The 24,589-nt window shown below is 44.0% G+C and carries 19 protein-coding genes; 10 read left to right on the forward strand and 9 right to left on the reverse strand.

The window, feature by feature from the left end:
* Nucleotides 1–60 precede the first annotated feature (60 nt).
* From clpB to QL898_RS00290, 5 genes are all read right to left on the reverse strand, one after another.
* The gene (gene clpB, locus QL898_RS00270) at nucleotides 61–2,658 is read right to left on the reverse strand and encodes an ATP-dependent chaperone ClpB (RefSeq protein WP_290175419.1); all 2,598 of its coding nucleotides are present in this window, start codon (nucleotides 2,656–2,658) and stop codon (nucleotides 61–63) included.
* Between the two features lie 309 nt (nucleotides 2,659–2,967).
* Complete coding sequence (locus tag QL898_RS00275; protein ID WP_290175420.1) at nucleotides 2,968–3,549, reverse strand: L,D-transpeptidase family protein; 582 nt, start codon at nucleotides 3,547–3,549, stop codon at nucleotides 2,968–2,970.
* Nucleotides 3,550–3,660: 111 nt separating this feature from the next.
* Nucleotides 3,661–4,452: an SDR family NAD(P)-dependent oxidoreductase gene (locus QL898_RS00280; RefSeq protein WP_290175421.1), complete on the reverse strand. Its 792-nt coding sequence runs from the start codon at nucleotides 4,450–4,452 to the stop codon at nucleotides 3,661–3,663.
* A 72-nt stretch (nucleotides 4,453–4,524) separates the two neighbouring features.
* Nucleotides 4,525–6,240: an AMP-binding protein gene (locus tag QL898_RS00285; RefSeq protein WP_290175422.1), complete on the reverse strand. Its 1,716-nt coding sequence runs from the start codon at nucleotides 6,238–6,240 to the stop codon at nucleotides 4,525–4,527.
* A gap of 304 nt (nucleotides 6,241–6,544) precedes the next feature.
* The gene (locus QL898_RS00290) at nucleotides 6,545–7,675 is read right to left on the reverse strand and encodes a DNA topoisomerase IB (RefSeq protein ID WP_290175423.1); all 1,131 of its coding nucleotides are present in this window, start codon (nucleotides 7,673–7,675) and stop codon (nucleotides 6,545–6,547) included.
* 191 nt (nucleotides 7,676–7,866) lie between these two features.
* Here QL898_RS00290 and QL898_RS00295 point away from each other — a divergent pair, with 191 nt between their 5' ends.
* Nucleotides 7,867–8,319, forward strand: coding sequence for a GNAT family N-acetyltransferase (locus tag QL898_RS00295; RefSeq protein ID WP_201547761.1), 453 nt, complete (start codon nucleotides 7,867–7,869; stop codon nucleotides 8,317–8,319).
* A gap of 127 nt (nucleotides 8,320–8,446) precedes the next feature.
* Here QL898_RS00295 and QL898_RS00300 read toward each other — a convergent pair whose 3' ends face one another.
* From QL898_RS00300 to QL898_RS00315, 4 genes are all read right to left on the reverse strand, one after another.
* On the reverse strand, nucleotides 8,447–8,731 hold the full coding sequence (locus tag QL898_RS00300; protein ID WP_057760713.1) for a pyrimidine/purine nucleoside phosphorylase: 285 nt from the start codon (nucleotides 8,729–8,731) through the stop codon (nucleotides 8,447–8,449).
* 61 nt (nucleotides 8,732–8,792) lie between these two features.
* Nucleotides 8,793–9,888, reverse strand: a protein-coding gene (gene prfB, locus QL898_RS00305) for a peptide chain release factor 2 (RefSeq protein ID WP_102078362.1) whose coding sequence is annotated in 2 segments (ribosomal slippage) — nucleotides 8,793–9,815 and nucleotides 9,817–9,888 — 1,095 coding nt in all. Because the reading frame shifts where the segments join, the coding sequence is not laid out codon by codon here.
* Between the two features lie 125 nt (nucleotides 9,889–10,013).
* Entirely contained in the window at nucleotides 10,014–10,715 is a 702-nt protein-coding gene (locus QL898_RS00310; protein ID WP_290175424.1) for an HAD family hydrolase, read from the reverse strand.
* Nucleotides 10,716–10,874: 159 nt separating this feature from the next.
* On the reverse strand, nucleotides 10,875–11,411 hold the full coding sequence (locus QL898_RS00315) for a gamma carbonic anhydrase family protein (protein WP_057760719.1): 537 nt from the start codon (nucleotides 11,409–11,411) through the stop codon (nucleotides 10,875–10,877).
* A gap of 502 nt (nucleotides 11,412–11,913) precedes the next feature.
* On the opposite strand from QL898_RS00315, the gene carA reads away from it, so the two are divergent.
* The 9 genes from carA (at nucleotide 11,914) to QL898_RS00360 (ending at nucleotide 24,525) form a co-directional block, all read left to right on the forward strand.
* On the forward strand, nucleotides 11,914–13,155 hold the full coding sequence (carA, locus tag QL898_RS00320; protein ID WP_160021318.1) for a glutamine-hydrolyzing carbamoyl-phosphate synthase small subunit: 1,242 nt from the start codon (nucleotides 11,914–11,916) through the stop codon (nucleotides 13,153–13,155).
* A gap of 153 nt (nucleotides 13,156–13,308) precedes the next feature.
* On the forward strand, nucleotides 13,309–16,572 hold the full coding sequence (gene carB, locus QL898_RS00325; protein ID WP_290175425.1) for a carbamoyl-phosphate synthase large subunit: 3,264 nt from the start codon (nucleotides 13,309–13,311) through the stop codon (nucleotides 16,570–16,572).
* A gap of 330 nt (nucleotides 16,573–16,902) precedes the next feature.
* On the forward strand, nucleotides 16,903–17,379 hold the full coding sequence (gene greA / locus QL898_RS00330; RefSeq protein ID WP_057760725.1) for a transcription elongation factor GreA: 477 nt from the start codon (nucleotides 16,903–16,905) through the stop codon (nucleotides 17,377–17,379).
* Nucleotides 17,380–17,850: 471 nt separating this feature from the next.
* Nucleotides 17,851–18,744, forward strand: coding sequence for a hypothetical protein (locus QL898_RS00335; protein ID WP_240990932.1), 894 nt, complete (start codon nucleotides 17,851–17,853; stop codon nucleotides 18,742–18,744).
* Between the two features lie 348 nt (nucleotides 18,745–19,092).
* Entirely contained in the window at nucleotides 19,093–20,361 is a 1,269-nt protein-coding gene (locus tag QL898_RS00340) for a putative DNA modification/repair radical SAM protein (protein WP_057760729.1), read from the forward strand.
* A gap of 76 nt (nucleotides 20,362–20,437) precedes the next feature.
* Nucleotides 20,438–21,310, forward strand: coding sequence for a TIGR03915 family putative DNA repair protein (locus tag QL898_RS00345; protein WP_160021319.1), 873 nt, complete (start codon nucleotides 20,438–20,440; stop codon nucleotides 21,308–21,310).
* 154 nt (nucleotides 21,311–21,464) lie between these two features.
* Nucleotides 21,465–22,781, forward strand: coding sequence for a glycosyltransferase family 4 protein (locus QL898_RS00350; protein WP_160021320.1), 1,317 nt, complete (start codon nucleotides 21,465–21,467; stop codon nucleotides 22,779–22,781).
* Between the two features lie 123 nt (nucleotides 22,782–22,904).
* Complete coding sequence (locus tag QL898_RS00355) at nucleotides 22,905–23,054, forward strand: agmatine deiminase family protein (RefSeq protein ID WP_290175426.1); 150 nt, start codon at nucleotides 22,905–22,907, stop codon at nucleotides 23,052–23,054.
* A gap of 97 nt (nucleotides 23,055–23,151) precedes the next feature.
* Nucleotides 23,152–24,525 carry an NAD-dependent succinate-semialdehyde dehydrogenase gene (locus tag QL898_RS00360; RefSeq protein WP_290175427.1) on the forward strand — a complete coding sequence of 458 codons (1,374 nt, stop codon included), beginning with the start codon at nucleotides 23,152–23,154 and terminating at the stop codon, nucleotides 24,523–24,525.
* Nucleotides 24,526–24,589: the final 64 nt, after the last annotated feature.

Consider the following 24,589-nt stretch of genomic DNA (forward strand, 5'->3'; position numbering starts at 1 on the left):
TAGATAAGGGGTTTATTTTAAAAGTACAGTTGGGTTATAAAAACGTCAAAGCTAGATTGATTAGCTCATTCTAAGCTTATCAAAAGTGAGCTTATCATCGGCACCCACATCGACTTTGATAATATCACCAGCGACAAAATCACCTGCCAATAGTTTCAATGACAATGGGTTTTCGATCTCTTGTTGAATGGCACGCTTTAAAGGACGAGCACCATAAACAGGGTCATAACCCACAGCAACCAATTTATTCATCGCATCTGCTGACAGCTCAATATCCATCTCACGCTCTTGGATACGCTGACGTAATCGATCCAGTTGAATATCCGCAATACCTGCCATCTGCGACATACCAAGCGGATGGAAGACTACGATTTCGTCAATACGGTTGACGAACTCTGGACGGAAATGCTGCCCAACAGAATCCATTACTTCCGCTTTGATATCCTCATAGCTCTCACCAACCATCTCTTGAATTTTATGCGAACCCAAGTTACTGGTCATGATAATCACGGTGTTCTTAAAATCTACCACACGACCTTGCGAATCGGTTAAGCGGCCATCGTCCAATACTTGCAATAAGATGTTGAACACATCAGGGTGCGCCTTTTCTACTTCATCGAACAATATGACGCTATATGGCTTACGGCGTACCGCTTCAGTCAATGTACCGCCTTCTTCATAACCGACATAACCTGGAGGCGCCCCTACAAGGCGACTGACACTGTGTTTTTCCATATACTCACTCATGTCGATACGTACAATCGCATCTTCAGAGTCAAACAAGAAGTTTGCTAGTGATTTGGTCAGCTCAGTTTTACCAACACCAGTAGGTCCTAAGAATAAAAACGAACCAGATGGACGATTTGGATCAGACAAGCCTGCACGGCTACGACGTACCGCATTGGCCACCGATTCGACTGCTTCGTTTTGACCAATGACACGCTCATGGAGCTTTTCTTCCATTGCTATCATCTTGTCACGCTCGCCTTGCATCATTTTGCTGACTGGAATACCAGTCGCGGCTGCCACCACTTCTGCAATTTCATTGTCGGTGACTTTATTACGTAGCAATTTTACACCGCTCCCTTCACCTGTCTGCTCTTTTTGCTCAGCCAAATCAGACTCATGAATACGACGTTCTAACTGCGGAATGGTTTCATATTGCAGCTTACTCATGGTCTCATAATCGCCTTCGCGGCTAGCTTTGTCATACGCGATACGGGCTTTATCTAGCTCGTCTTTTAGCTGTTGACTGCCTTTAACCAATGCTTTCTCTGCCTGCCAAACCTCATTGAGATCAGCATACTCTTTTTCCAATTCAGCTATTTGCGCATCAAGCACTTTTCGTTCTGCTTGCGCGCCGGCATCCTCTTCATTTTTGAGTACTTCACGCTGCATTTTTAGCTGAATCAAACGGCTATCAAGCTTACCTAATGATTCAGGCTTGCTATCCATCTCCATCCGCAAACGACTGGCCGCCTCATCAATTAAATCAATCGCCTTATCTGGTAGCTTACGGTCAGTGATATAGCGATGACTCATGCGCGCAGCAGCGATAATGGCACTGTCTTGAATATCGACGCCATGATGCAACTCGTAACGCTCTTTTAGACCCCGTAATATCGCGATGGTATCTTCGACCGTTGGCTCATCGACCAGTACTTTTTGGAAGCGACGCTCAAGTGCTGCGTCCTTTTCGATGTACTTACGGTATTCATCCAGCGTTGTCGCCCCGACACAATGCAGTTCACCACGTGCCAATGCAGGTTTTAGCATATTACCTGCATCCATCGCGCCTTCAGATTTACCTGCCCCGACCATCGTATGCAGCTCATCAATGAATAGGATGACATTGCCTTCTTGCTTGGCCAAGTCGCTCAACACGCTTTTGAGACGCTCTTCGAACTCACCGCGAAATTTTGCGCCCGCAATAAGCGCACCTAAATCCAACGACAGCACTTCTTTACGGCGCAGCCCTTCTGGTACGTCACCATTGATGATTTTTTGTGCCAAACCTTCTACGATAGCTGTTTTACCAACGCCCGGCTCACCGATGAGCACAGGGTTATTTTTGGTACGGCGTGATAGCACCTGAATAGTACGGCGGATCTCTTCGTCACGGCCAATCACTGGATCTAGCTTGCCAAGCTCTGCTTGTTCAGTCAGGTTAATCGTGTACTTGTTGAGTGCATCACGCTGATCTTCGGCGTTTTGGTTATTCACTGTATCATCACCGCGCAATTGCTCAATTACCGCTTTTAGTTTGCTTGCCGTCACGCCAGCACTTTCAAATATCTTTCTGGTTTCGCCCTGCTCAGCGAGTGCCAACATCACCCATTCCGTCGCGATAAAATCATCGCCTTCTTTTTGTGCCTGACGATCGGCCAAGTTCAAGATTTTGACCGAGTTTGGGTTTAGGTTGACGTCACCTGTCGGTTCCGAAATGGTCGCTTGGTTATCTAGTGCTTTAGCAACGCCATTTTTTAGCGCTGGGATAGAAGCACCTGCTTGTTGGCAGATAGATAAATTAGACTCATCTTGTAGCAACACGGCAAGCAAATGCACAGGATCGATACCTGTATGATCGCGACCTAATGCTAGGCTTTGTGCTTCTTGAATGGCGGACTGCAATTTTTGAGTAAACTTCTCAAATCTCATGTCTATATCCTTTTATAATTGGTATTCTCAGTAGCACCTCTAAGGATTACCTTAGTCTAGTGCCCACTGTTATCTGTCACTTATATAAGGTATGTATACACCTATTTCAAGACGATTACCAAATAAAACCTTACTTAAAGCAATGATATTTATTATTAATAATATTTAAATGAGCTATTAATATCAGTTAAAGGTATTTAGTAGATAAGTTACGCCATTTTATTAGTGCAAATGAAAGATAAATCTCTATTAAATACGTTAATGAATAATGCATCTGCTTAGTATAAATTAGATAACAATCCGACTATTCTACTCCACGATTTCAATAGGAACACCAAGTGTCACCGCACCCATAATTTCATCCATCTCATCATTGGCAACAGCGATACAACCATCTGTCCAATCACGTCGTTGATTAAATAATGCCAAATACCCAAAGCCATTCATTTGCCCATGAATCATGATATCGCCACCCGGATTGACCCCTAATGAATTCGCTCGCGCCTTGTCTTCATCATTAGGATAGCTAATATGAATAGAACGATACGCAATGGAGTCCTCATTTTTATAATCTAATGTATAAATCCCAACTGGCGTACGCTGGTCGCCTTCTTGTTGCTTGTGACCTGATGGACTGCCCCCTAGCGCAATACGATATGACCTAATAACTTTACCATCGCTCATCAATTTTAAGATACGATCTGATTTGTCGACAAAGACTCGGTCAATGACTATGGAAGGAGGAATGGAATTTTTGGTTTTTGAGGTGCTTTTAACATAAGCAATAGCGCTGGTGCTGACAATGGCAGCAAGACTAAGACCAATGATAATGGGCAACCAAGGCGTACGCTGCTCATTTGATGAATAAGATTTTTTATAAAAAAATGGCATAGACTCTGGTTCCTATAATTAATTTTTTGTCATTAATCATATGTATCAAAGCACTATGCCAGATTCTGTAGATACGTTTTGTGCAAAAGTGATGAATCACTCACTAGACTGTTACACCATGCGAATCGCACCATCTAAGCGAATAACTTCACCATTTAGATAAGCATTATCTATGATATGAGTCACCAATTTGGCAAACTCATTGGGAGCGCCTAAACGTTTAGGATATGGCACACCTGCCTCTAGCTGCTCGCGTGCTTTCTCAGGAATGCTCTCCATCATCGGCGTAGCAAAGACACCAGGTGCAATAGTCATCACGCGAATACCATGACGTGACAGCTCGCGAGCAAGTGGCAAGGTCAGACCAACAACGCCTGCCTTGGACGATGAATAGCTGGCTTGACCTACTTGACCGTCAAAGGCTGCGATAGAGGCTGTATTAATGATAATGCCTTGATCTACATTCTTCTCTACATGGTCGCCTGCACTACTGTCATTCGCTATGCGCTTGGCAATGCTAGCAGCGACCAAACGAGCGACGTTAAATGAACCAACCAGATTGATATTGACCCCACGGCTAAATGCCTCAAGGTCTGCCGGATTGTTATCACGATCTAGCAGCTTTTGTACCACTACGATACCAGCACAGTTGATTGATCCTTGCAGGCCGCCGAAAGCTGACTCTGCCATTTCGACCGCTGATTGCACTTCATCACCGTTAATGATATCACAGCGTACAAAGCGCGCACTATCACCTAACTCGGCGACCAGATCTTGCCCAGCAGATTCATTTAAATCAGCGATAACGACGTTGCCACCTTGACCTACGATCGCCCGAGCCACTGACTCTCCCAAACCTGATGCACCGCCTGTGACCAAAAAGCTGTTTTCTTTAACTTGCATGATTATTCCTTTAAATATTCATTTTTTATTAGCTGTTTTCTATGAATTATCTATAAACGCTCTATTAGGTAGTTACGCAGCAGATAAACTACGTAGTAAAAAGCGTTGAATCTTACCACTTGGTGTTTTTGGTAACTCGGTCACAAACTCGACCTCACGCGGATAAGCATGAGTGGATAAGCGTTTGCGTACTAGCTCTTGGATTTCTTTGGCAATCTTATCACTACCTTCGATACCATCTTTTAGTACCACATAAGACTTAATAGTATGACCACGCACTTCGTCTGGTACGCCTACTGCCGCAGATTCTGCGACTGCTTCATGCTCTAATACAGTATTTTCGACATCAGTAGGCCCTACGCGATAACCTGCAGTAATAATGATGTCATCATCACGGCCTGAAAACCAGTAACTGCCGTCACTATGACGCTCGACCACGTCGCCTGTCAGATAGTAATCATCTACAAAGGCTTGTTTTTCATTCCAGCTATAGCCACGGAAATAAAACGCAGGTGACTGACTGACCACGACTGCTAGCTGCCCTTGCTCACCATCCGGCAGTACATTCATATCATCATCTAGTACCACCAGCGTATGACCTGGGAGCGCCATACCCATCGAGCCAACAGGACAGTCATGCGCCAGTGCATGATGTGCACAGCAAGTCATGCCAGTCTCTGTTTGGCCATATTGGTCTTTGACTTGGCACGCCAAATAGGTTTCAACCCAGTTGACCACTTCTGTATTCAATGTCTCGCCTGCCGAGTTGGCACAGCGTAAAGACAGCTTGGCATTAGTATCGTTATGAGCGCCTTCATTAACACTATCAAATACGCCGCTAGATTTCATCATTCGAAATGCAGTTGGCGAAGAGGCCAAATTGGTAATCTTGTGACGCACCATAAACTCACGCGTATTAGTCGCGTCAAATCCTGCTTCATTAAAATAAGTGGTGATACCCAGTAGCAGCGGCCCTGTGATGGCATAGTACAAGCCATACGCCCAGCCTGGATCTGCCATGTTCCAGTACTGATCATCTTCGCGTAGGTCGATGGCATAACGCATATATAAATAGAAAGCAGGTAACGCAGCCAATGGAACGCTGACGCCTTTTGATTTACCAACCGTACCTGAGGTAAACATTTGCAAGAATGGCGCGTCCGTATCAAGCATCATAGGTTCAAACGTTTGCAGCTGTGCTGCCATAGACTGGCTATAATGATCGTCACCCCATGTCTGAGCATCTTTTATACTGCCGACCAATACCATTTTGGTTTGCTCAGCCAAATCTTCAAACTTGCTGCGATTTTCTAGGTTAGTAAAAACGACTTTTGTATCGGCTTTGTCCATCCGATATTTGATTGAATCATAGCCAAAAGCAGTAAATAGCGGCTGATATACCGCGCCGATGCGCCACGTCGCCAATACAACAGTAAGAAGCTCTGGCGTGCGCGGTAGCATGGTCGCTACCTTGTCGCCCGCTTGTACCCCATACGACTGTAATAAGTTAGCGATTTGTGCACTCGCTTTGTCAAGCTCACCAAAACTCATGCGCGTTACATTGCCTGTCGTGTCTTCGTGTACTAACGCAGTATTGTCAGCCCGACCGTCACGTACATGACGACCACAGCAAGCCATATAAGCATTTAGTCGATCATCCACATGCTCGCCAAATATTTCTGACAGCAGTGTATTCATATCAAAATTATTATAGTAATCGGTATAGTTCTTTGGCGTGACGGTAGTATCTGTATCAATATTCGTCGGGGTTTGAGAGGCGGTGTTCATAAGCTAATCCTTTAGCAATAGCAGGTAACTGGTAAAATGGTATTTATGATGGAAAAACGGCCACATCCTATAGACCGTTTCATAGGTTCGTATTTATCATGCTCTATTAGTAACGCATTTTTACGTTTATTTCAATACATAACGTATCATTTTTATTTTATAGAAATAGAGATAATCTATAACTAATTATCATTAATTCGTTATAAATCCGCAAAGACACCTACAATAGCCAAAGTACTGCCGCATATTTTCAATTTCCTATTAAAGAATTAACACCTCAATATTATTATCTAAAATCTCACATCTAAACATCAGCTCTTAAAAACCCTAACAATGCTTTTTCTTCACAACTTTGGTATTTTTTGGTTCGTCCACGGCGTGCTTGTTTGTAAGTCTCAAAGAACTGCCCTGCCAAAAAACGCTCAATGACAATGGGATGAATATAAGAGGCACGGCATACGGTTGGTGTGTTGCCCAGCTCTGCTGCCACACTTTTTACCATATCAGTGACTAATTGCTGTCGCTCAGCGCTTTCTGGTGCACTGGTTAATATGTTAGCGCCTGCAGTTGTTTGCAGTTCGTCATATAGGTAGCTTGCTGCAAGAACACTTGCCATCCATGTACGAAAATCCTTTGCGCTGTACAGTTTACTTTCGCAGTCCATGCCGCACGTATGCATCCGTAAGTAGTCATTGATATCACTACTATCAACGACTTGCTTATGCCCATTATCATCTAGATATTTGAATATCTGATAGCCTGGCAGCTCAGAACAGGCTTGCACGATGTCAATCAATCGCTCGTCTTGTAGCTCAATATGATGCTCTTTTGCACTTTTTCCGACAAAATCAAACGCCAGTCCATTGTCGGTTTCGCTGACATGCTTACTACGTAACGTACTTAGACCATAGCTTTTATTTTGTTTGGCGTAGCGGCTATTACCAATACGAATCAAAGTAGTTTCAAGCAATTTAACAACGGCAGCAAGCACATTGGTACGTGATAAGGACTCTGCTTCCAAATCTGCCTCCACCTGCGCGCGTAGATTGGGCAGTGCCTCTGCAAATCCTATCATCGCATCAAACTTTGCTTGGTCACGGATGTTGTTCCATGACGGATGATACAGATACTGTTTGCGTGATTTTTCGTCTCGCCCTGTTGATTGCAAATGGCCTCTTTCGTCTTGGCATATCCACACCTCTGACCACATGGGCGGTATCACCAATGCATCAAAACGCTGACGCAATGCTTTGTCTTTGACCGTGTTGCCTGTTGCATCACGATAAGTAAAGCCGCAACCCCAACGTCTACGCTCGTAGCCTGGTTCGTCGTCACTCACATAACGCAAATTGGCACGGCGTGCGAGATGCTCGTAATCATGACGCACGTCTTTGGTCATTGTTTGCTGGCTTGCCTTTACTGTTGCCTTTGTCATAAACCTGTATACCTTTGAGAGTTCATGGTTTTAGCATAATTAATGACGGTAGTTTTTGCTGTTTATTTGGCACAGACAAAGTGTAATCGATGTGTAAAATAAAGCAGTGACAAAATCGTGATATGGGTTCTAAACGCTACTTTTTTGAGGCATAATTTAGCGCTATCCACAACTTAAGTTTATTAAAAAAAATGAAACATTCATCTGTAAAAATTAAGCTACTGGCTCACAAAGATTACGCTTCATGGTTAAATTTATGGCAAAATTATCTCAGATTTTATGAGACCAGTTTACCAATGAGCATAATTGATGCGACATGGCACAACCTGCTTAACAACGATATCCCTATTTATGGATTTGGAGCATGGAAGGATGATATCTTGGTAGGTTTTACCCATGTCGTGCTGCACCCCAATACTTGGAACACTACTGACTGTTGCTATTTAGAAGATCTATACGCGAGTGAAAATATGCGCGGTCAAGGCGTTGGACGTGCGTTGATCGAAGCGGTATATGCTTTTGCCAATGAGAAAAACTGCAACCGTGTCTATTGGGTAACGCAAGAAAATAATACATCTGCACGTAAGCTATACGACAATATCGCCAGCTTGACCAACATGGTGCAGTATCGTAAAAACCTATAATTTTAATTAACCCTGTGTTGACTGCTTTATTAAAGTTCATGCCTATTTTAAAAAACATGCATAAAAAAACGCCAAGCATAAAATACTTGGCGTTTTTCGTTTTGATACTGCTATAACTTAGAAGTCGTTATTTACCGTATACACATAGATAAGCGGTTTCGACGTCTACTTTTACTTGGAACTTCTGATTAGCTTCAACGGTAAACTGCTCGCCAGCGTTAAACGTTTGCCACTCATCACTCTCTGGTAATTTTACGGTCAATGCACCGCTCACCACGCTCATGGTTTCAAATTCACTGGTGCCAAACTCATACTCACCAATTTCCATGACGCCGACAGTTGCAGGCTTAGTAGCCGTTTGAAAAGCAATAGAAGTCACTTTATCATCAAAATAATTATTAACGCTTGGCATAATTTTCCTTAATTAAATATTGGTTACTATTTTAAAACGGCTGCTTATTTAAAACAGCCTTTTACAATCCTGCTTTTAGACTCGCTTCAATAAACTGATCGAGGTCACCATCTAGCACCGCACCAGTGTTAAAGGTCTCAACACCCGTACGTAAGTCCTTGATGCGTGAATCATCGAGCACGTACGAACGAATTTGACTGCCCCAGCCGACATCAGACTTACCGTCTTCGACTGCTTGCTGTGATTCCATACGTTTTTGCATCTCTAACTCATAGAGCTTAGCACGTAGCATCTTCATCGCCGTGGCTTTGTTACCATGTTGACTACGCTCATTTTGACAGGTCACTACCACGCCCGACGGCTCATGGGTAATACGTACCGCAGAATCTGTCGTGTTTACATGCTGACCACCCGCCCCAGATGAGCGATAGGTATCGATACGCAAGTCCGCTGGATTGATATCAATCTCGACGTTATCATCAATCTCAGGCGACACAAACACCGCAGCAAACGACGTATGACGACCATTATTACTATCAAATGGTGATTTACGTACCAAACGGTGGACGCCAATTTCGGTACGCAACCAGCCAAACGCATAATCGCCTTTGATCTCAATCGTTGCAGACTTGATACCAGCTACACTGCCTGATGACACTTCAATAACATCTACTTTAAAGCCATGAGCTTCAGCCCAGCGTGTGTACATACGTAGCAGCATTTCAGCCCAGTCTTGCGCTTCGGTGCCGCCACTGCCTGACTGAATATCTAAGTAACAATTGTTTGGATCCATCTCACCGCTAAACATCCGGCGGAATTCTAAGTCAGCAACACGTTTCTCAGCGCTATCTAGCTCGCTCTGCACATCGGCTAGCAATGACTCATCTTCTGCTTCAACTGCCAACTCTAGCATGGCAGACGCGTCTTCTAGTGTGGTTTCAAGAGAAACCACCACATCGATGACACCATCAAGGTGACTTTTTTCTTTGTTGATTTTGGTCGCGCGCTCTGGATCGTTCCATAGCTCAGGGTTTTCTAATTCCAAATTGACTTCTTCTAAGCGTTCTTGCTTACCATCGAAGTCAAAGATACCTCCGCAAATCCTGCCCACGCTCTGATAAATCTTTAATTTGTTCTTGATACGGATTGATTTCCATAAATATTCCTGTTTTTCTAATAAAAATAAATAACGAATGTGGCGCTATTTTAAATGAGATTGAGACTAAATGGTTCGCTAATTATCGCTATTGCCAATGTTGCTATTATTATTAGATTGGACAGCCTATATTGACCAATCTTCTACTGCCCAGCGATGTGCCAAAGCATGCGCATGTAACGCATCATCAGGTGATACGCAAACGGCCACATCAGCCCATTCGAGTAACGGAATATCATTTTTAGAATCTGAATACGCGTACGTTTTTTCAAAGGTGATGCCAGAGGCTTGCTGTTTATTTAGCCATTTATCCAAATGGTATATTTTGCCCGCTTGGAAGTTTGGTCTATCAGTTAGCTTACCTGTATAGCGATTATCTTTGATCTCGAGCGGCGTTGCCAATACATTGGCAGCTTCAATACCAAAACGCTTGGCAATGGCCGATACCACAAAATCATTGGTCGCAGAAATAATCACCACATCGTGCCCTTGCTCAATGTGCTGGCACAACGCTTCCATTGCTTTTGGGCGAATATGTGGCTCGATTTCACTTTTAATATAGTCTTCTCTTAGCTCATCAAGTCTATCAAGCGGCAGACTGCTTAAAAACTGCGCGACGAATTCATTATACTCTGTCGCGTCTAGCGTACCTTCAATATAGTCATTATAAAATTTCTGATTGGCAGTGCGGTACTGCGCCTCATCGACAAGGTCATGCTTTACGATATACTCACCCCAGAGATAATCGCTATCGACATCAAGTAATGTATGATCTAAATCAAATAATGCCAGTTGCTTTTGTTGTATTTGTGCTTGATTTGCCTGCATGGTGAGACCTTATCGTTGGTTGCGAAAAAATATGAATTATTTAATAAAATTAGGTACAGTTATCTACTAAGGCTGAGCCGTATCACTTAAACAGCATGTAAATGAAATAAGTATGCGCCCTATCGTCTATCTATTTAAACTTAGCTCGTTTACTTACCCTTAGTCAGGCATCGCTATTTCTGTTAAGCCAGTTTTAAATTTCTGGCAACGCTCAGCATAATGTAGCGCTGACATTTTTAGCATTGCTGCTTGCTCATCGGTCAGTGTCTTGACGACTTTTGCAGGCGCGCCCATCACTAGCGAGTTATCTGGAATAACCTGACCTTCAGTAATTAAGGCTTTCGCCCCTATCAGACAGTTTTTACCGATTTTGACATTATTAAGTACCACAGCGCCAATACCAATCAGACTGTTATCACCGACTTCACAGCCATGTAGCATAGCTAGATGACCGATAGTCACGTAATTACCAATAGTGACTTTGATACCTGCATCAGTATGAATCACACTGTTTTCTTGTACATTACTATAGTCACCGATATGGATACGATCGTTGTCACCGCGTATCACTGCACCGAACCAAATATTGGCTTGATGGCCTAAATACACATCGCCCATCACTTGCGCTGAATCTGCTACCCAACCGTTGAACGGTGCGGCAAACTCAGGGGTTTTGTCTAAATACTGATAAATCATAACGACTCCTTGTCATCTTCATTATTGTTATAACAAACGATCATAAAAATTGGGTTTAGCGCTGCGCTGTCCATTGTGGCAAAGCCAACTGCGAAAATCCAGCGCTATTAATACACGCTGGATGTTGATTTTGATAAAAGAAAAGGTAGCTTGTATTTGCTTAGGCTATTTTATAAAGTTAATATCTTTATAAAGTCCTCATTATTAGCTATGAAATGACTAATAATCCAGTAAATCGGCTAGCTATAACCGTCTATTTTGTATATAATACGCAAAATCTGTGCCTAAGCGAGCGGACATGATGCAAGTTACCTATTCACTATCTAGTGGGTTTTGTAGTTTTCATCAATAATGTCTTCTCGCTTTTTTGTGGAAAATTTTTGTGTATCGCCCTTTTTTTACTTTTATATGACAACAGTCAAATGCCGTAAATAAAAGGATACGGAGCAATTTTAGTCCAACAAAACATGATGGCACTCACCAATAACAGCGGAGGCAATCCTTGAATTCATCGGCAGAAATACAAGCAATTTTGGCACTAGCAGACGGTACAATCTTTCGCGGTGTCAGTATCGGCAGCCTAGGTCATCGTATTGGTGAAGTGGTATTTAACACAGCCATGACAGGGTATCAAGAAATCCTAACCGATCCAAGTTATGCCCGCCAGCTGGTGACTTTGACTTACCCTCATATCGGTAATACAGGCACCAACGCTGAGGACACAGAATCTGGCAATGGCCATAAAGTATGGGCAGACGGTCTTATCATCCGTGATGCCACCATGGTAACCTCTAACTTCCGTAACTCAGAGTCACTTAGCGACTATTTACAGCGTAATGAGACAGTGGCTATCGCTGAAATTGATACCCGTCAGCTAACACGTCTATTACGTGATAAAGGTGCACAGAACGGCTGTATCATGACTGCCTCAAACGGCGAGACGATCAGTAGCGACGATGAGCAAAAAGCGATTGAGTTAGCGAAAGGCTTTGCAGGTCTAAAAGGCATGGACTTGGCAAAAGAATGCTGTACTAAAGAGAACTTCGAGTGGACAGCGGGTACCTGGGATTTATCAGACACCCTACTCAACCGCGATATCCCTGGTAGTCATGATAGCGGTACTGGCGGCTTCTTTAAGCAACTCGGCACTCACATCGATTCTAAACACAACGTAGTCGCTTATGACTTCGGTAGCAAAACCAACATCCTACGCATGCTCGTCGACCGCGGTTGTCACGTAACGGTTGTACCAGCACAGACCCCTATCGCTGATGTGCTAGCAATGAACCCAGATGGCATCTTCTTATCAAACGGCCCTGGTGATCCTGCAGCTTGTGATTACGCTATCGATGCGGTACGCCACATCATTGAGCAAACTGACGTGCCAACGTTTGGCATCTGCTTAGGCCATCAGCTGATTGGTCTGGCTAGCGGTGCAAATACCATCAAGATGAAAACAGGCCATCATGGTGCCAACCATCCAGTACAAGATTTGGCGAATGGCACGGTTATGATTACCAGTCAGAACCATGGTTTTGCGGTTGATGAAGACACGCTACCTGACAACGTTAAATCTACTCATCGCTCACTATTTGATGGTACCAACCAAGGTATCGAGCTGACCGATAAGCCTGTATTTAGCTTCCAAGGTCACCCAGAAGCCAGCCCTGGTCCACATGACTGCGCGCCATTGTTTGATAAGTTTGCGGATATGATGGAACAGTCTAAAACTGCCCAAGCGTAAACGGTTGATTATAACTACATAATAAGTAAACGCTTGAATCGTCCATAGCGCTTCAAGCGGCATTAAATAAAGCACTGCAAGCATAAGACGCCATGAGCGTTATCAAAAATAAAGATTACTCAAATTATCACCCAAACGAAGGTAGCTCTAACTATGCCAAAACGTACCGACATAAAAAGCATTCTTATCATTGGCGCAGGCCCTATCGTCATCGGCCAAGCATGTGAGTTTGACTATTCAGGCGCACAGGCGTGTAAAGCACTAAAAGAAGAAGGCTACCGCGTCATCTTGGTCAACTCAAACCCTGCGACCATCATGACTGACCCTGTCATGGCTGACGCGACCTATATCGAGCCGATTACTTGGCAAACCGTTGAGCAAATCATTGCCAAAGAACGTCCAGATGCAATCTTGCCAACGATGGGCGGACAGACAGCACTAAACTGTGCGCTAGAGCTAGACAAGCACGGTGTATTGACCAAGTATAACTGTGAGTTGATTGGTGCAACCAAAGACTCAATCGAAATGGCAGAAGACCGCAACTTGTTTGATAAAGCCATGAAGCGTATTGGCCTTGAGTGCCCTCGCGCTGAAACGGCTGAAACCATGGAAGAAGCCTTTGCTACTCAAGAAAAAATGGGCTATCCGTGTATCATTCGTCCATCATTCACGATGGGTGGTTCAGGCGGTGGTATCGCTTATAACCGCGATGAGTTCATTGAAATCTGCGAGCGCGGTTTTGACTTGTCTCCAAACCATCAACTGCTTATCGATGAGTCATTGATTGGTTGGAAAGAGTACGAGATGGAAGTGGTTCGTGACAAAAACGACAACTGCATCATCATTTGTGCCATCGAAAACTTTGATCCAATGGGCGTGCATACAGGCGACTCAATCACCGTCGCACCAGCACAGACCTTGACCGACAAAGAATACCAAATCATGCGTAATGCGTCATTAGCAGTACTGCGTGAGATCGGTGTTGAAACAGGCGGCTCAAACGTACAGTTCGGTATCAACCCTGACACTGGTCGCATGGTCGTCATCGAGATGAACCCACGCGTATCACGCTCGTCTGCCCTAGCCTCAAAAGCCACTGGCTTCCCGATTGCCAAAATCGCAGCGAAACTGGCCATTGGTTATACGCTAGACGAATTGCAAAATGACATTACTGGTGGCAAAACGCCAGCCAGCTTTGAGCCTGCGCTTGATTATGTCGTGACCAAGATACCTCGTTTTAACTTTGAAAAATTCCCACAAGCAGACAACATCCTATCGACTCAGATGAAATCGGTCGGTGAAGTGATGGCAATTGGTCGTAACTTCCAAGAGTCGATGCAAAAAGCCTTACGCGGTATGGAAACAGGTGCGGATGGTTTTGATGAGCAAATTGACTTATCAAAAGTAAGCGCCGAAAAAGCACGTAGCGAAATCATCAACCGCCTAACCATTCCAACACCTGAGCGTATCTACTACGTTGCAGATGCATTCCGCGTCGGTATGAGTGTCGATGAAGTGTTTAACTTTACTAAGATTGACCCATGGTTCTTGGTACAAATCGAAGACATCGTTAAAACAGAAGCTACCGTAAAATCACTGGGTTTTGGCGGCTTGAACGAGAAAAATCTACGTAGTTTTAAACGTAAAGGCTTATCAGATTTGCGTTTGGCTAAATTGCTTGGTATCTCACAGAAACAACTACGCAAAAAGCGTTGGGATCTAAACGTCTATCCAGTCTATAAGCGTGTCGATACCTGTGCCGCAGAGTTTGCTACTAGCACGGCTTATATGTACTCAACGTACGATAGCGAATGTGAAGCCAATCCAACAGACAAAAAGAAAATCATGGTTATCGGTGGCGGTCCTAACCGTATCGGCCAAGGTATTGAGTTTGATTACTGCTGTGTGCATGCAGCGCTTGCCATGCATGAAGATGGTTACGAGACCATCATGGTCAACTGTAACCCTGAAACGGTTTCAACCGATTATGACACTTCTGACCGTCTATACTTTGAGCCAATCACATTAGAAGACGTGCTAGAGATTGTTCGTATCGAAAACCCAGATGGCGTGATTGTACAGTTCGGTGGTCAAACACCATTGAAGCTTGCTCGTGCACTAGAGTCAGCAGGCGTTAAAATCATCGGTACTAGCCCAGATGCGATCGACCGTGCCGAAGATCGTGAGCGCTTCCAGCATATGATTCAGCAGCTAAACCTAGTACAGCCATCAAACGCTCTAGCAACCAGCTTGGAAGACGGCTTGGTTAAAGCAAAAGACGTAGGCTATCCATTGGTTGTACGTCCATCTTATGTATTAGGTGGCCGCGCGATGGAAATCGTCTATAACGAAGACGAGTTAAGACATTACCTACGTACTGCGGTACAAGCATCGAACGAAGCGCCAGTTTTGCTAGATCGTTTCTTAGATGATGCCATCGAAGTTGATGTGGATTGTGTATGCGATGGTACTGATGTTGTCATCGGCGGTATCATGCAACATATCGAACAGGCTGGCGTTCACTCAGGTGACTCAGCATGCTCACTACCACCATACTCGCTATCTAAAGAGCTATGTGATGTGATGCGTGCGCAAACGGTTGCTATGGCAAAAGAGCTAGGCGTTATCGGTTTGATGAACGTACAGTTCGCAGTAAAAGGCGAAACCGTATATATCCTAGAAGTGAACCCACGTGCTGCACGTACAGTACCGTTCGTCTCTAAGTGTATCGGTACTTCGTTAGCACAGGTTGCAGCGCGCTGTATGGCTGGTACCTCGCTTAAAGACCAAGGCTTTACTACTGAAATTGTTCCAGCATTCTATGCGGTCAAAGAAGCGGTATTCCCATTCGCCAAGTTCCCAGGTGTTGACCCAATCTTGAGTCCTGAGATGAAATCAACGGGCGAAGTCATGGGCGTGGGCAAAACCTTTGGCGAAGCATTCTACAAGGCCATTATCGGTAGTAATGAGCGTCTGCCAGGTCTACCGACTGAAGGCGAGACAAAAACCGTTTTTATCTCAGTTCGTGACAGTGACAAAGCGCAAATCGCTCCGATTGCTCGTCAGCTTGCAGACTTTGGCTTTAAGATTGTCTCGACCACTGGCACGCAAAAAGTACTGAGCGACGCTGGTATCGAAAGTCAGCAAATCAACAAGGTCACTGAAGGTCGCCCGCATATCGTTGATGCCTTGAAAAACGGCAAAATCGACCTTATCATCAATACGACTGAAGGTAAGCAAGCTCAAGAGGATTCGTTCTCTATTCGCCGCAGTGCGCTACAGGGCAAAGTATTCTACGTCACCACGTTAGGTGCCGCTGATGCCGTCTGCAAATCTTACGCGATTGACTTACCGTTTGATGTCTATAAGTTACAAGATTTGCATGGGCAAGCAAAGTCTATTGACGTGGCTGAATAATTTCAGTAGATTAAGCATAACCGTTAGGCTTGCCTAAAAGCTCACTCAAGTATCGTTGTTTGCTTTAAATATAGCCAACCATGCTTGAGGAACGATACCTTTACCGTGATAGACCTAAAAAGCATAGTGGCTAAATTGCGACTATGCTTTTTATTACGTAAGCTTAAGTGCGCCTATGCTTGAATTGAGGTGAGATACACTCATAAATGATAGCCAACTTATTCACTACATCGTCTTAATTATCACTCTTTTATATTTTATATCCATTGCAACAACACTGACACCATCTCATTATGAGGTGGTGTGGTGTTATTGGTTTAAGGAAAAAACATGCAACGTTACCCAATGACTCCGCAAGGACACGCGGCTCTAGAAGCCGAATTAAAACAGCTAAAAAGTGTCGACCGTCCACGTATCACAGCATCGATTGCTGAAGCACGCGAACACGGCGATTTGAAAGAAAATGCTGAATACCATGCTGCCCGTGAGCAGCAAGGTTTTTGTGAAGCACGTATTCGTGACATCGAAGCCAAACTTGGTGGCGCTCAAGTCATCGATCCTTCGACACTGCCAAAAGAAGGCCGTATCGTGTTTGGTGTCAGCGTCGTGATTGAAAACATGGACACAGAAGAAGAGAAACAGTACAAAATCGTTGGCGATGATGAGGCTGACTTTAAAGCTGGCAAAATCTCAGTCAACTCTCCAATCGCTCGTGGTTTGATTGGTAAATTCGAAGGCGACGAAGTGCGCATTGAAACGCCAAAAGGTGTAGTCGAATATGAAGTCATGAAAGTTATATACGACTAATAGCTACACTGCGTTCTAATCTATAAATTTGATGTTCTCAATTGAAGACAGTTTGAGAAATGTCTTTTAGATAGCAGCTTCGATGACAATAATTGCGCCTAGCTACTTAGTTATGCGACTCCATAGATGAAAACTGTACTACACATAAATAGCATTTATACCATTTCGGTTACACAATGCTGCTTTTATCCGTGATTTGTTTTGGCGCATAATTATTTGAGTTTGAGTGCACAACAGCTTCAATATTAAGTTTATTCAATAAGAAATAGTTAAGATTGAATAACTTTGATATAAGTCAACACTGCTGCGCTCTTACTAAAAATAATGATGGTCTGATCGCACACATAGGCTAATATCAGCACTACTACCCTCGTTATTTGGCATATTTTTCGGTGTCATTTAGCGGGGGTTTTGTTTATCTAGGCATTATCTATTGTTGTATTACTTACTATTATTTTTGAGGAGTCTTTTATGATTATGAACGATGGTTTTCAAGCGTTAACTACTAAAACGACTATGGCAAAAAATGCAACTCTGTCTGCATTACTAGCAGGTATCATGTTGGCCGCATCATCGGCCAATGCTGCCCCTGAGATTGCCATTAGCTCCTCTGCGAGCGGTAGCACCACGGTGGTCGAGCAATACTCTGATGGCAAAACTGCTACGATTACGGCGACACCAAACGGTATCACCATGCAAGACGGCATGCCGTACGCGGTGACTCAGGTGACCACTGTGCCACGCTACGTCGTACGTCAGTCTCCTGTTGTCCAAGGTACGACGACCGTTACTAGCGTACCAGTGACTAACTCTATTACCAATAAAGTCACTAAAGTAGATGTGATTACCACGCCTGCCAGCAGCGTGACGCAAGTACTACCTGTCGCAACCAATGTCACCCCGCCAGTGATTATGCAGCAGCCAGTGACCAATCAAGTAACGACAACGACGACAACTTTGGATACGTTGCAACTGACCCCAACTTTTAGCACGCCTGGCGTAGTCAATGCCAACACCAAAGTCATGAAAATTCTAAAAAATGCTGATGGACGTGAAGTTGCCGTTCCTGCCAATCATATTGCCCCTGGTGATGTGATTGAGTATCACACCACGTACACCAATACCACAGCACAGCCGGTTAATGACATCAACGCCATGATCTCATTACCAAGTGGCGTCCAGTTAGTCTCGTTAAATAGTCCTCTGCCGACGCTTGCTACCACTGGCGGAGACAGCTATCAAACCATTCAGCAAGTTGGTAATACGGTAGTTGTCCAAGAAAACTACTCTGGTCTAAAATGGAACTTGGTGAACTTTGATGCCAATGCGGCCAAAACCGTCGTCATACGTGCCAAGGTTCAATAAACATTAAACTGTCGCATATTATTATTTAACAGCTATCTGAATATGTAAAAGGTCTTGTGGACTAGCTCTAGTCAGCAAGACCTTTTTTTGGAAAAAAGCCAAGCACAGGTATTCACGATACTAGCCATTCCTCTCTTATTACTCGGTATTGCAGGTATCGTTGGCGGTTTGGTCATTGGATTATTATCTGAAAAAATCTTTATATAAATTCAAATCACATCCAAAAATTCAGATTTTTGTGACGACAACCGTTGTCGCATATCATTCTAACTTCACCTATAAATACAATGACTTAGCGATAATTTTGGTAAAATAGTCTCTCAATAATTAATTGGTAAAACGCGACTTATGGCAAACATCAATTATGAAAGATTACAGGGCAAACTCAATATCTTGGCCGATGCTGCCAAGTATGATGTCTCTTGCTCATCCTCCGCTGGTACTCGTAAGAACCAAGGCGGCGGACTAGGTGATGCCTCAGCAACAGGTATCTGTCACAGCTACACCGAAGATGGTCGCTGCGTCAGCCTATTAAAGATTCTTTTGACCAATCACTGCATTTATGACTGTGCTTATTGCACTTCACGTAAAAGCAATGACACGCCGCGCGCTGCGTTTAGTGTGGAAGAAGTCGTCGACTTGACCATGCAGTTTTATCGCCGTAACTATATCGAAGGGCTATTTCTCAGCTCTGGTATCTTTAAAAGTGGCGACTATACAATGGAGCGACTGGTCGAAGTCGCCAAACTCTTACGTACGCGTGAGCGCTTTAATGGTTACATCCATCTAAAAACCATCCCAGGTGCCTCAAAAGAACTGCTGCTAGAAGCAGGGTTATATGCGGATCGTTTGAGCGTCAATATTGAGATTCCAACCAAATCAGGGTTGGCTTTGCTTGCGCCAGAAAAATCTCATGATCAATTAAAAGCACCGATGGAGACGGTAAAAGAAGAAATCATCACCATTCGTGAAAGCCGTAAAACTCACAAAAAAGCACCTAAGTTCACGCCAGCAGGTCAGACCAGTCAAATGATTGTCGGTGCGAGTAACGAGACTGACTTGCAGGTGATTCAGCTATCGAGTCACTTCTACAAAACGTATGATCTCAAGCGGGTCTATTACTCAGGTTATGTACCTATGCTCTCTGATAATCGCTTGCCTGCGATTGGAACGCCTGTGCCGATGGTACGAGAGAATCGTCTGTATCAGGCAGATTGGTTAATGCGCTTTTATGGTTTTGGCGCGCATGAGATTGTGGAGCCAGAGTCGCCATTTTTAGATTTAGACTGCGATCCAAAGCTTGCTTGGGCAATACGCCATCGCGAGCATTTCCCAGTCAATATCCAGACAGCGACTTATGAAATGATAGTGCGTATCCCAGGTATCGGTACAAAAACTGCTAAAAAAATCGTCAAAGCACGTAAGTTCAATCAATTAACGCTATACCATCTAAAAAAGATGGGCGCTGCGGTCAACCGTGCTAAATACTTCATCGCGACCACTGGCAAAAACGAACACCTTGCTCATTTAACGCGCGATAATTTCCGTCAGTATGTATTGGCTCAAACGCAAACCAAGTTTAACGATCAACGTACTGGGCAGTTGGCTTTATTTTAGAATGGCTCTAGATAGTGGGTGCTAGAGAAAGTTGCCATCTGGCTACTGTATTTATAATAAAAATTTAGGATAAAACATGTCAGCACTTATGCAAAACGACTCTTACGCTGTCGGTCAATTGACGCCTAGCATTGTACTGTATGAGCCTAGCTTTGAAGGTTGGCTGAGTGCTGTGTTTTATGTCTATGCCAATCGTCTGCAAAATGATATGTCACTGAAACTAACTGCGCAAGATTGCTATGTGCCATCACTCATCGCTCAGGCGACTAGCGTGGCAACTGATGAGGATAGAGCCGAGCGTGTGTTGGTCAAATTAAATACCCTATTAGGTCGCTCAGGCATGCGAAATATCTTATGGGGTTTTTTATCAGAAAAGGATGATATCGGTACGACATTGTTTCGTGTGGTCAAATACGCCATCGACTACCCTAGCCGTCAGATTATGCAGGATTTGGGTAATTTGGACGTGCTTGAACTGGTGCAGACAGTCAAATCTGTCGGCCGTGAGAAACATCGTATGGAGGCGTTTGTACGTTTTGAGCATACAACCGATGATATTTATTTTGCACGTGTAGAGCCTGATTTTAACGTATTGCCACTCATCGGAGAGCACTTTCGTCAGCGCTATCAAGATCAACACTGGGCGATCTATGATCTGACTCGGGGCTATGGCATCTATTACGATAAAAGTAATAGCACACCATCACGTCCAGCAAAGCTACAAACCATCACCGACCTCGATGATGCGGTACTACTCAACCCTGCTAGCATCCATAGCCCTGATGAACAGCGCTATCAAAAATTCTGGCAAGGGTATTTTACCAACGTCAATATCAAAGAGCGCAAAAACCCTAAGCTGCATAAACAATATCTCCCGCAGCGCTACTGGAAATACTTGAGTGAAAAACAAGTACTTCCCAATGCTGAGCACTTACAAAAACGACGCTAATGGCTTTTGGTGCTTATTAATTAATCTACGTCTTACGCTTATATAGTCTAAAAACCGCCTATCTGACCTCATCTTTTTATCTTGATGGTTGAGTTTTAATCGCTTTTAACTGACAATAGCAAATTGATATTACTAACCGGTAACCAACGCTATTATGAAAGTTATGCGCTTACTGTCGTCTCTAAAGCATGATGAATCCGAGCGCGGCATTTTTCATCTTGGGCGGGCATTGGTCAAAAATGAGCATACCTCTATCATTGTCTCGAGTGCCGATGAAGACAACGACTTGGTCAGACGTCTCAAACGTGATGGCAATATTTACCATCAGTTGCACGTGAATAAAAAGTCTTGGCTATCGCTATTGCAAGTCTCTGCCCTACGGCATTTGATAGAAAAGTACGAACCCGATGTCATTCATGTACATTCGCGTACCCCTGCATGGATATTACATTTGGCACTGCGCCGCGCACGCGTCAGGCGTTTTCCCAAACTGGTCTCGACTATGTATGGGTTTTATCCTATTAATAAATACTCTCAAGCCCTACTCAATGTTGATACGATAATCACCGTATCTGACAGTGTCACTCAATACTTAAAAAAAGGACTGCGCCTCGAAGACGTAGATCCCAAAGTCATCACGCGTATCTATCGTGGTATCGACACTCGGCGCTACCCTTATCGTCATAATCCTTCGGTCTATTGGTTACGTCATACCTTTGCTGAATACCCTGAGCTTGAGCACAAAAAATGGCTCGTATTCCCAACTGTAATCGGTAATGAGTACGGACAAGAGTGGCTGATAGATATTTTGGGTAACCTGCAAGAGCAATTCCCCAATATTCACGTTATTATTATGGATGAAGACTATAAAGACGGCGATGTCGCTCATGAAGATTTTCGTCAACGTACTAACAGCTTGGGACTGGCTGAGCGCATTACCTATGTGGGCAGCAAACGTAATGATATGCGAGAATGGCTATCGGCGGCCAACATTGTCATGGCACTTGCCAATGAGCCCGAGTCAATCGGTATCAATGCCCTACAAGCCATACATCTAGGTACGCCAGTCATTGGTTGGGATCAAGCAGCCTTTAGCGAGATTTTACAACCGCTCTACCCGCAAGGACTGGTAAAAAAATATAATGCCAATGCGCTCTGTAAAGCGGTTAGAAATCAGCTAGAGAGCGTGACGCGTCCTGAAATGACCAACAAATTCACCATGCGTGAGATGATTGAAAAGACGCTTGAAGTCTATCAAAGCTTACATGATGCAGCGCTTGCCGAAGAACAAGCAAAAGCAGATGCTATCGCAGTTCGACGCATCAAACGCAGTCTGAAGAAAGCATCTAAACCTGCGCTCAACGTCGCTGTAAAAAATATTGAACCTGTTGCTAAAAATCCAAAAATAAAGCTGACTAAAGAAAAATCGAAGACAACGCATAATGTAGATACGACAGAAGACAATCAATAGCCATAAATACTTGTCATTCTGACGATGCCAAACCTCGCCTAACGGGTGATGTCTGTATCGCTTCATATGCCAATTTTTTGATTTGTAATGATGCGGTCATTGTACCGCAATATGATGATATAAATGATTCACTCGCCATCGGTCAGCTTGAAAAAGTCTTTCCTCAAGCATCAGGTAGTGGGAGTACGAACGAAAGAAGTGGTTTTTGGTGGCGGTAATATTCACTGTATTACGCAGCAGCAACCAAAATCATCGATCAAAGGCAATAACTAAAAGCATTAATCAAAAGCTTTAATCAAAAGTAGCAGCATAAAAATATAGACCCAAATGGATTTTGAACTCAATAATATTTTAAAATAAAGGACATCACATGAGCGATTATCAAGTCAACAACCCTGCCACTGGTGAAGTAGAAGCCACTTACCCTACTGCCACTGAACAAGACATCCAACAAGTCATTAAGCAAGCAGACAACGCTTATAAAGGCTGGCGTCAAGTGCCATTAAATGAGCGCAGTGCGCTACTGCATAAAATCGCTGATATATATCTGGAGCGCCAAGACGAGCTATCTCGTATCGTGGCCAATGAGATGGGCAAACCTGTTGCCCAAGCAAAAGGCGAGATTGGTCTGGTGGCTGATATCTATCGCTACTATGCAGACAACGCTGAGCAGCTACTAGCGCCAAGCACCATTGATGTAGACTCAGGGTCAGCATCGGTAGAAAAACACCCTGTAGGCGCGCTACTAGGTATCATGCCGTGGAACTATCCACATTACCAAGTAGCCCGTTTTGTCGCGCCAAACTTTATGGCAGGCAATACAATTATTCTAAAACACGCACCGCAGTGTCCAAACACCGCAGAAGTTATCGTCGATATCTTTAAAGATGCAGGTGTACCTGAAGGCGTTTATAACAATATTTTTGCAACCAATGAGCAATCAGCGACCATCATCAATGACACACGCGTACAAGGTGTCTCGCTGACGGGTTCTGAACGCGCTGGACAAGCCGTTGCAAAAGAAGCTGGCGGCGCACTCAAAAAAGTCGTTTTAGAATTGGGCGGTTCAGATGCCTTTATCGTCGCAGCCGATGCCGATATCGAGCAAGCGATACAAGGCGCTATCGCTGGTCGTTTCGGCAATACTGGACAAGCCTGTAATGCTGCCAAGCGTTTGATCGTCATTGAATCAGTCTATGACAAGTTCGTTGAAGGCTTTACCAATGCAGTCAGCAACATGACTTTGGCCGACCCGCTCAAAGAAGATACGTTTATCGGCCCAATGTCATCAAAAGCCGCTGCGGTCAACTTGCAAGCGCAGTTAGACAGTGCTATCCAAGCAGGTGCGACAGTATTAGTAGAAGGCGGCATGGACAAAGACAAGCCTGGCGCTTGGTTTAAGCCTGCGGTACTGACAGATGTGACTGAATCCATGGATGTATATCGTGAAGAGCTGTTTGGTCCTGTAGCAGTCGTCTATAAAGCAAATGATATCGACCATGCTATCAAGATTGCCAACGATGTGCCTTTCGGTCTGGGTGCGTCTATCCAAACGCAAGATGCGGCACTGGCGGCTGAGATTGCGGACAAATTAGAAGTCGGTATGGTGACGATCAACGCCCCTTCTGGTTCTGAGGCCAATACGCCATTTGGCGGTGTTAAACGTTCAGGTTTTGGCCGTGAGCTTGGCACTCTTGGTATCACCGAGTTCTTAAACTATAAGCTGATTCGTGATAAGTCTTAATAGATTAAAACCTTAGTTAAATGAAAAAAAGCCTAACGTTTGACGTTAGGCTTTTTTATTAACG

Origin of the sequence: Psychrobacter sp. APC 3279 (genome assembly GCF_030407795.1) — a bacterium.
Lineage (GTDB): Bacteria > Pseudomonadota > Gammaproteobacteria > Pseudomonadales > Moraxellaceae > Psychrobacter.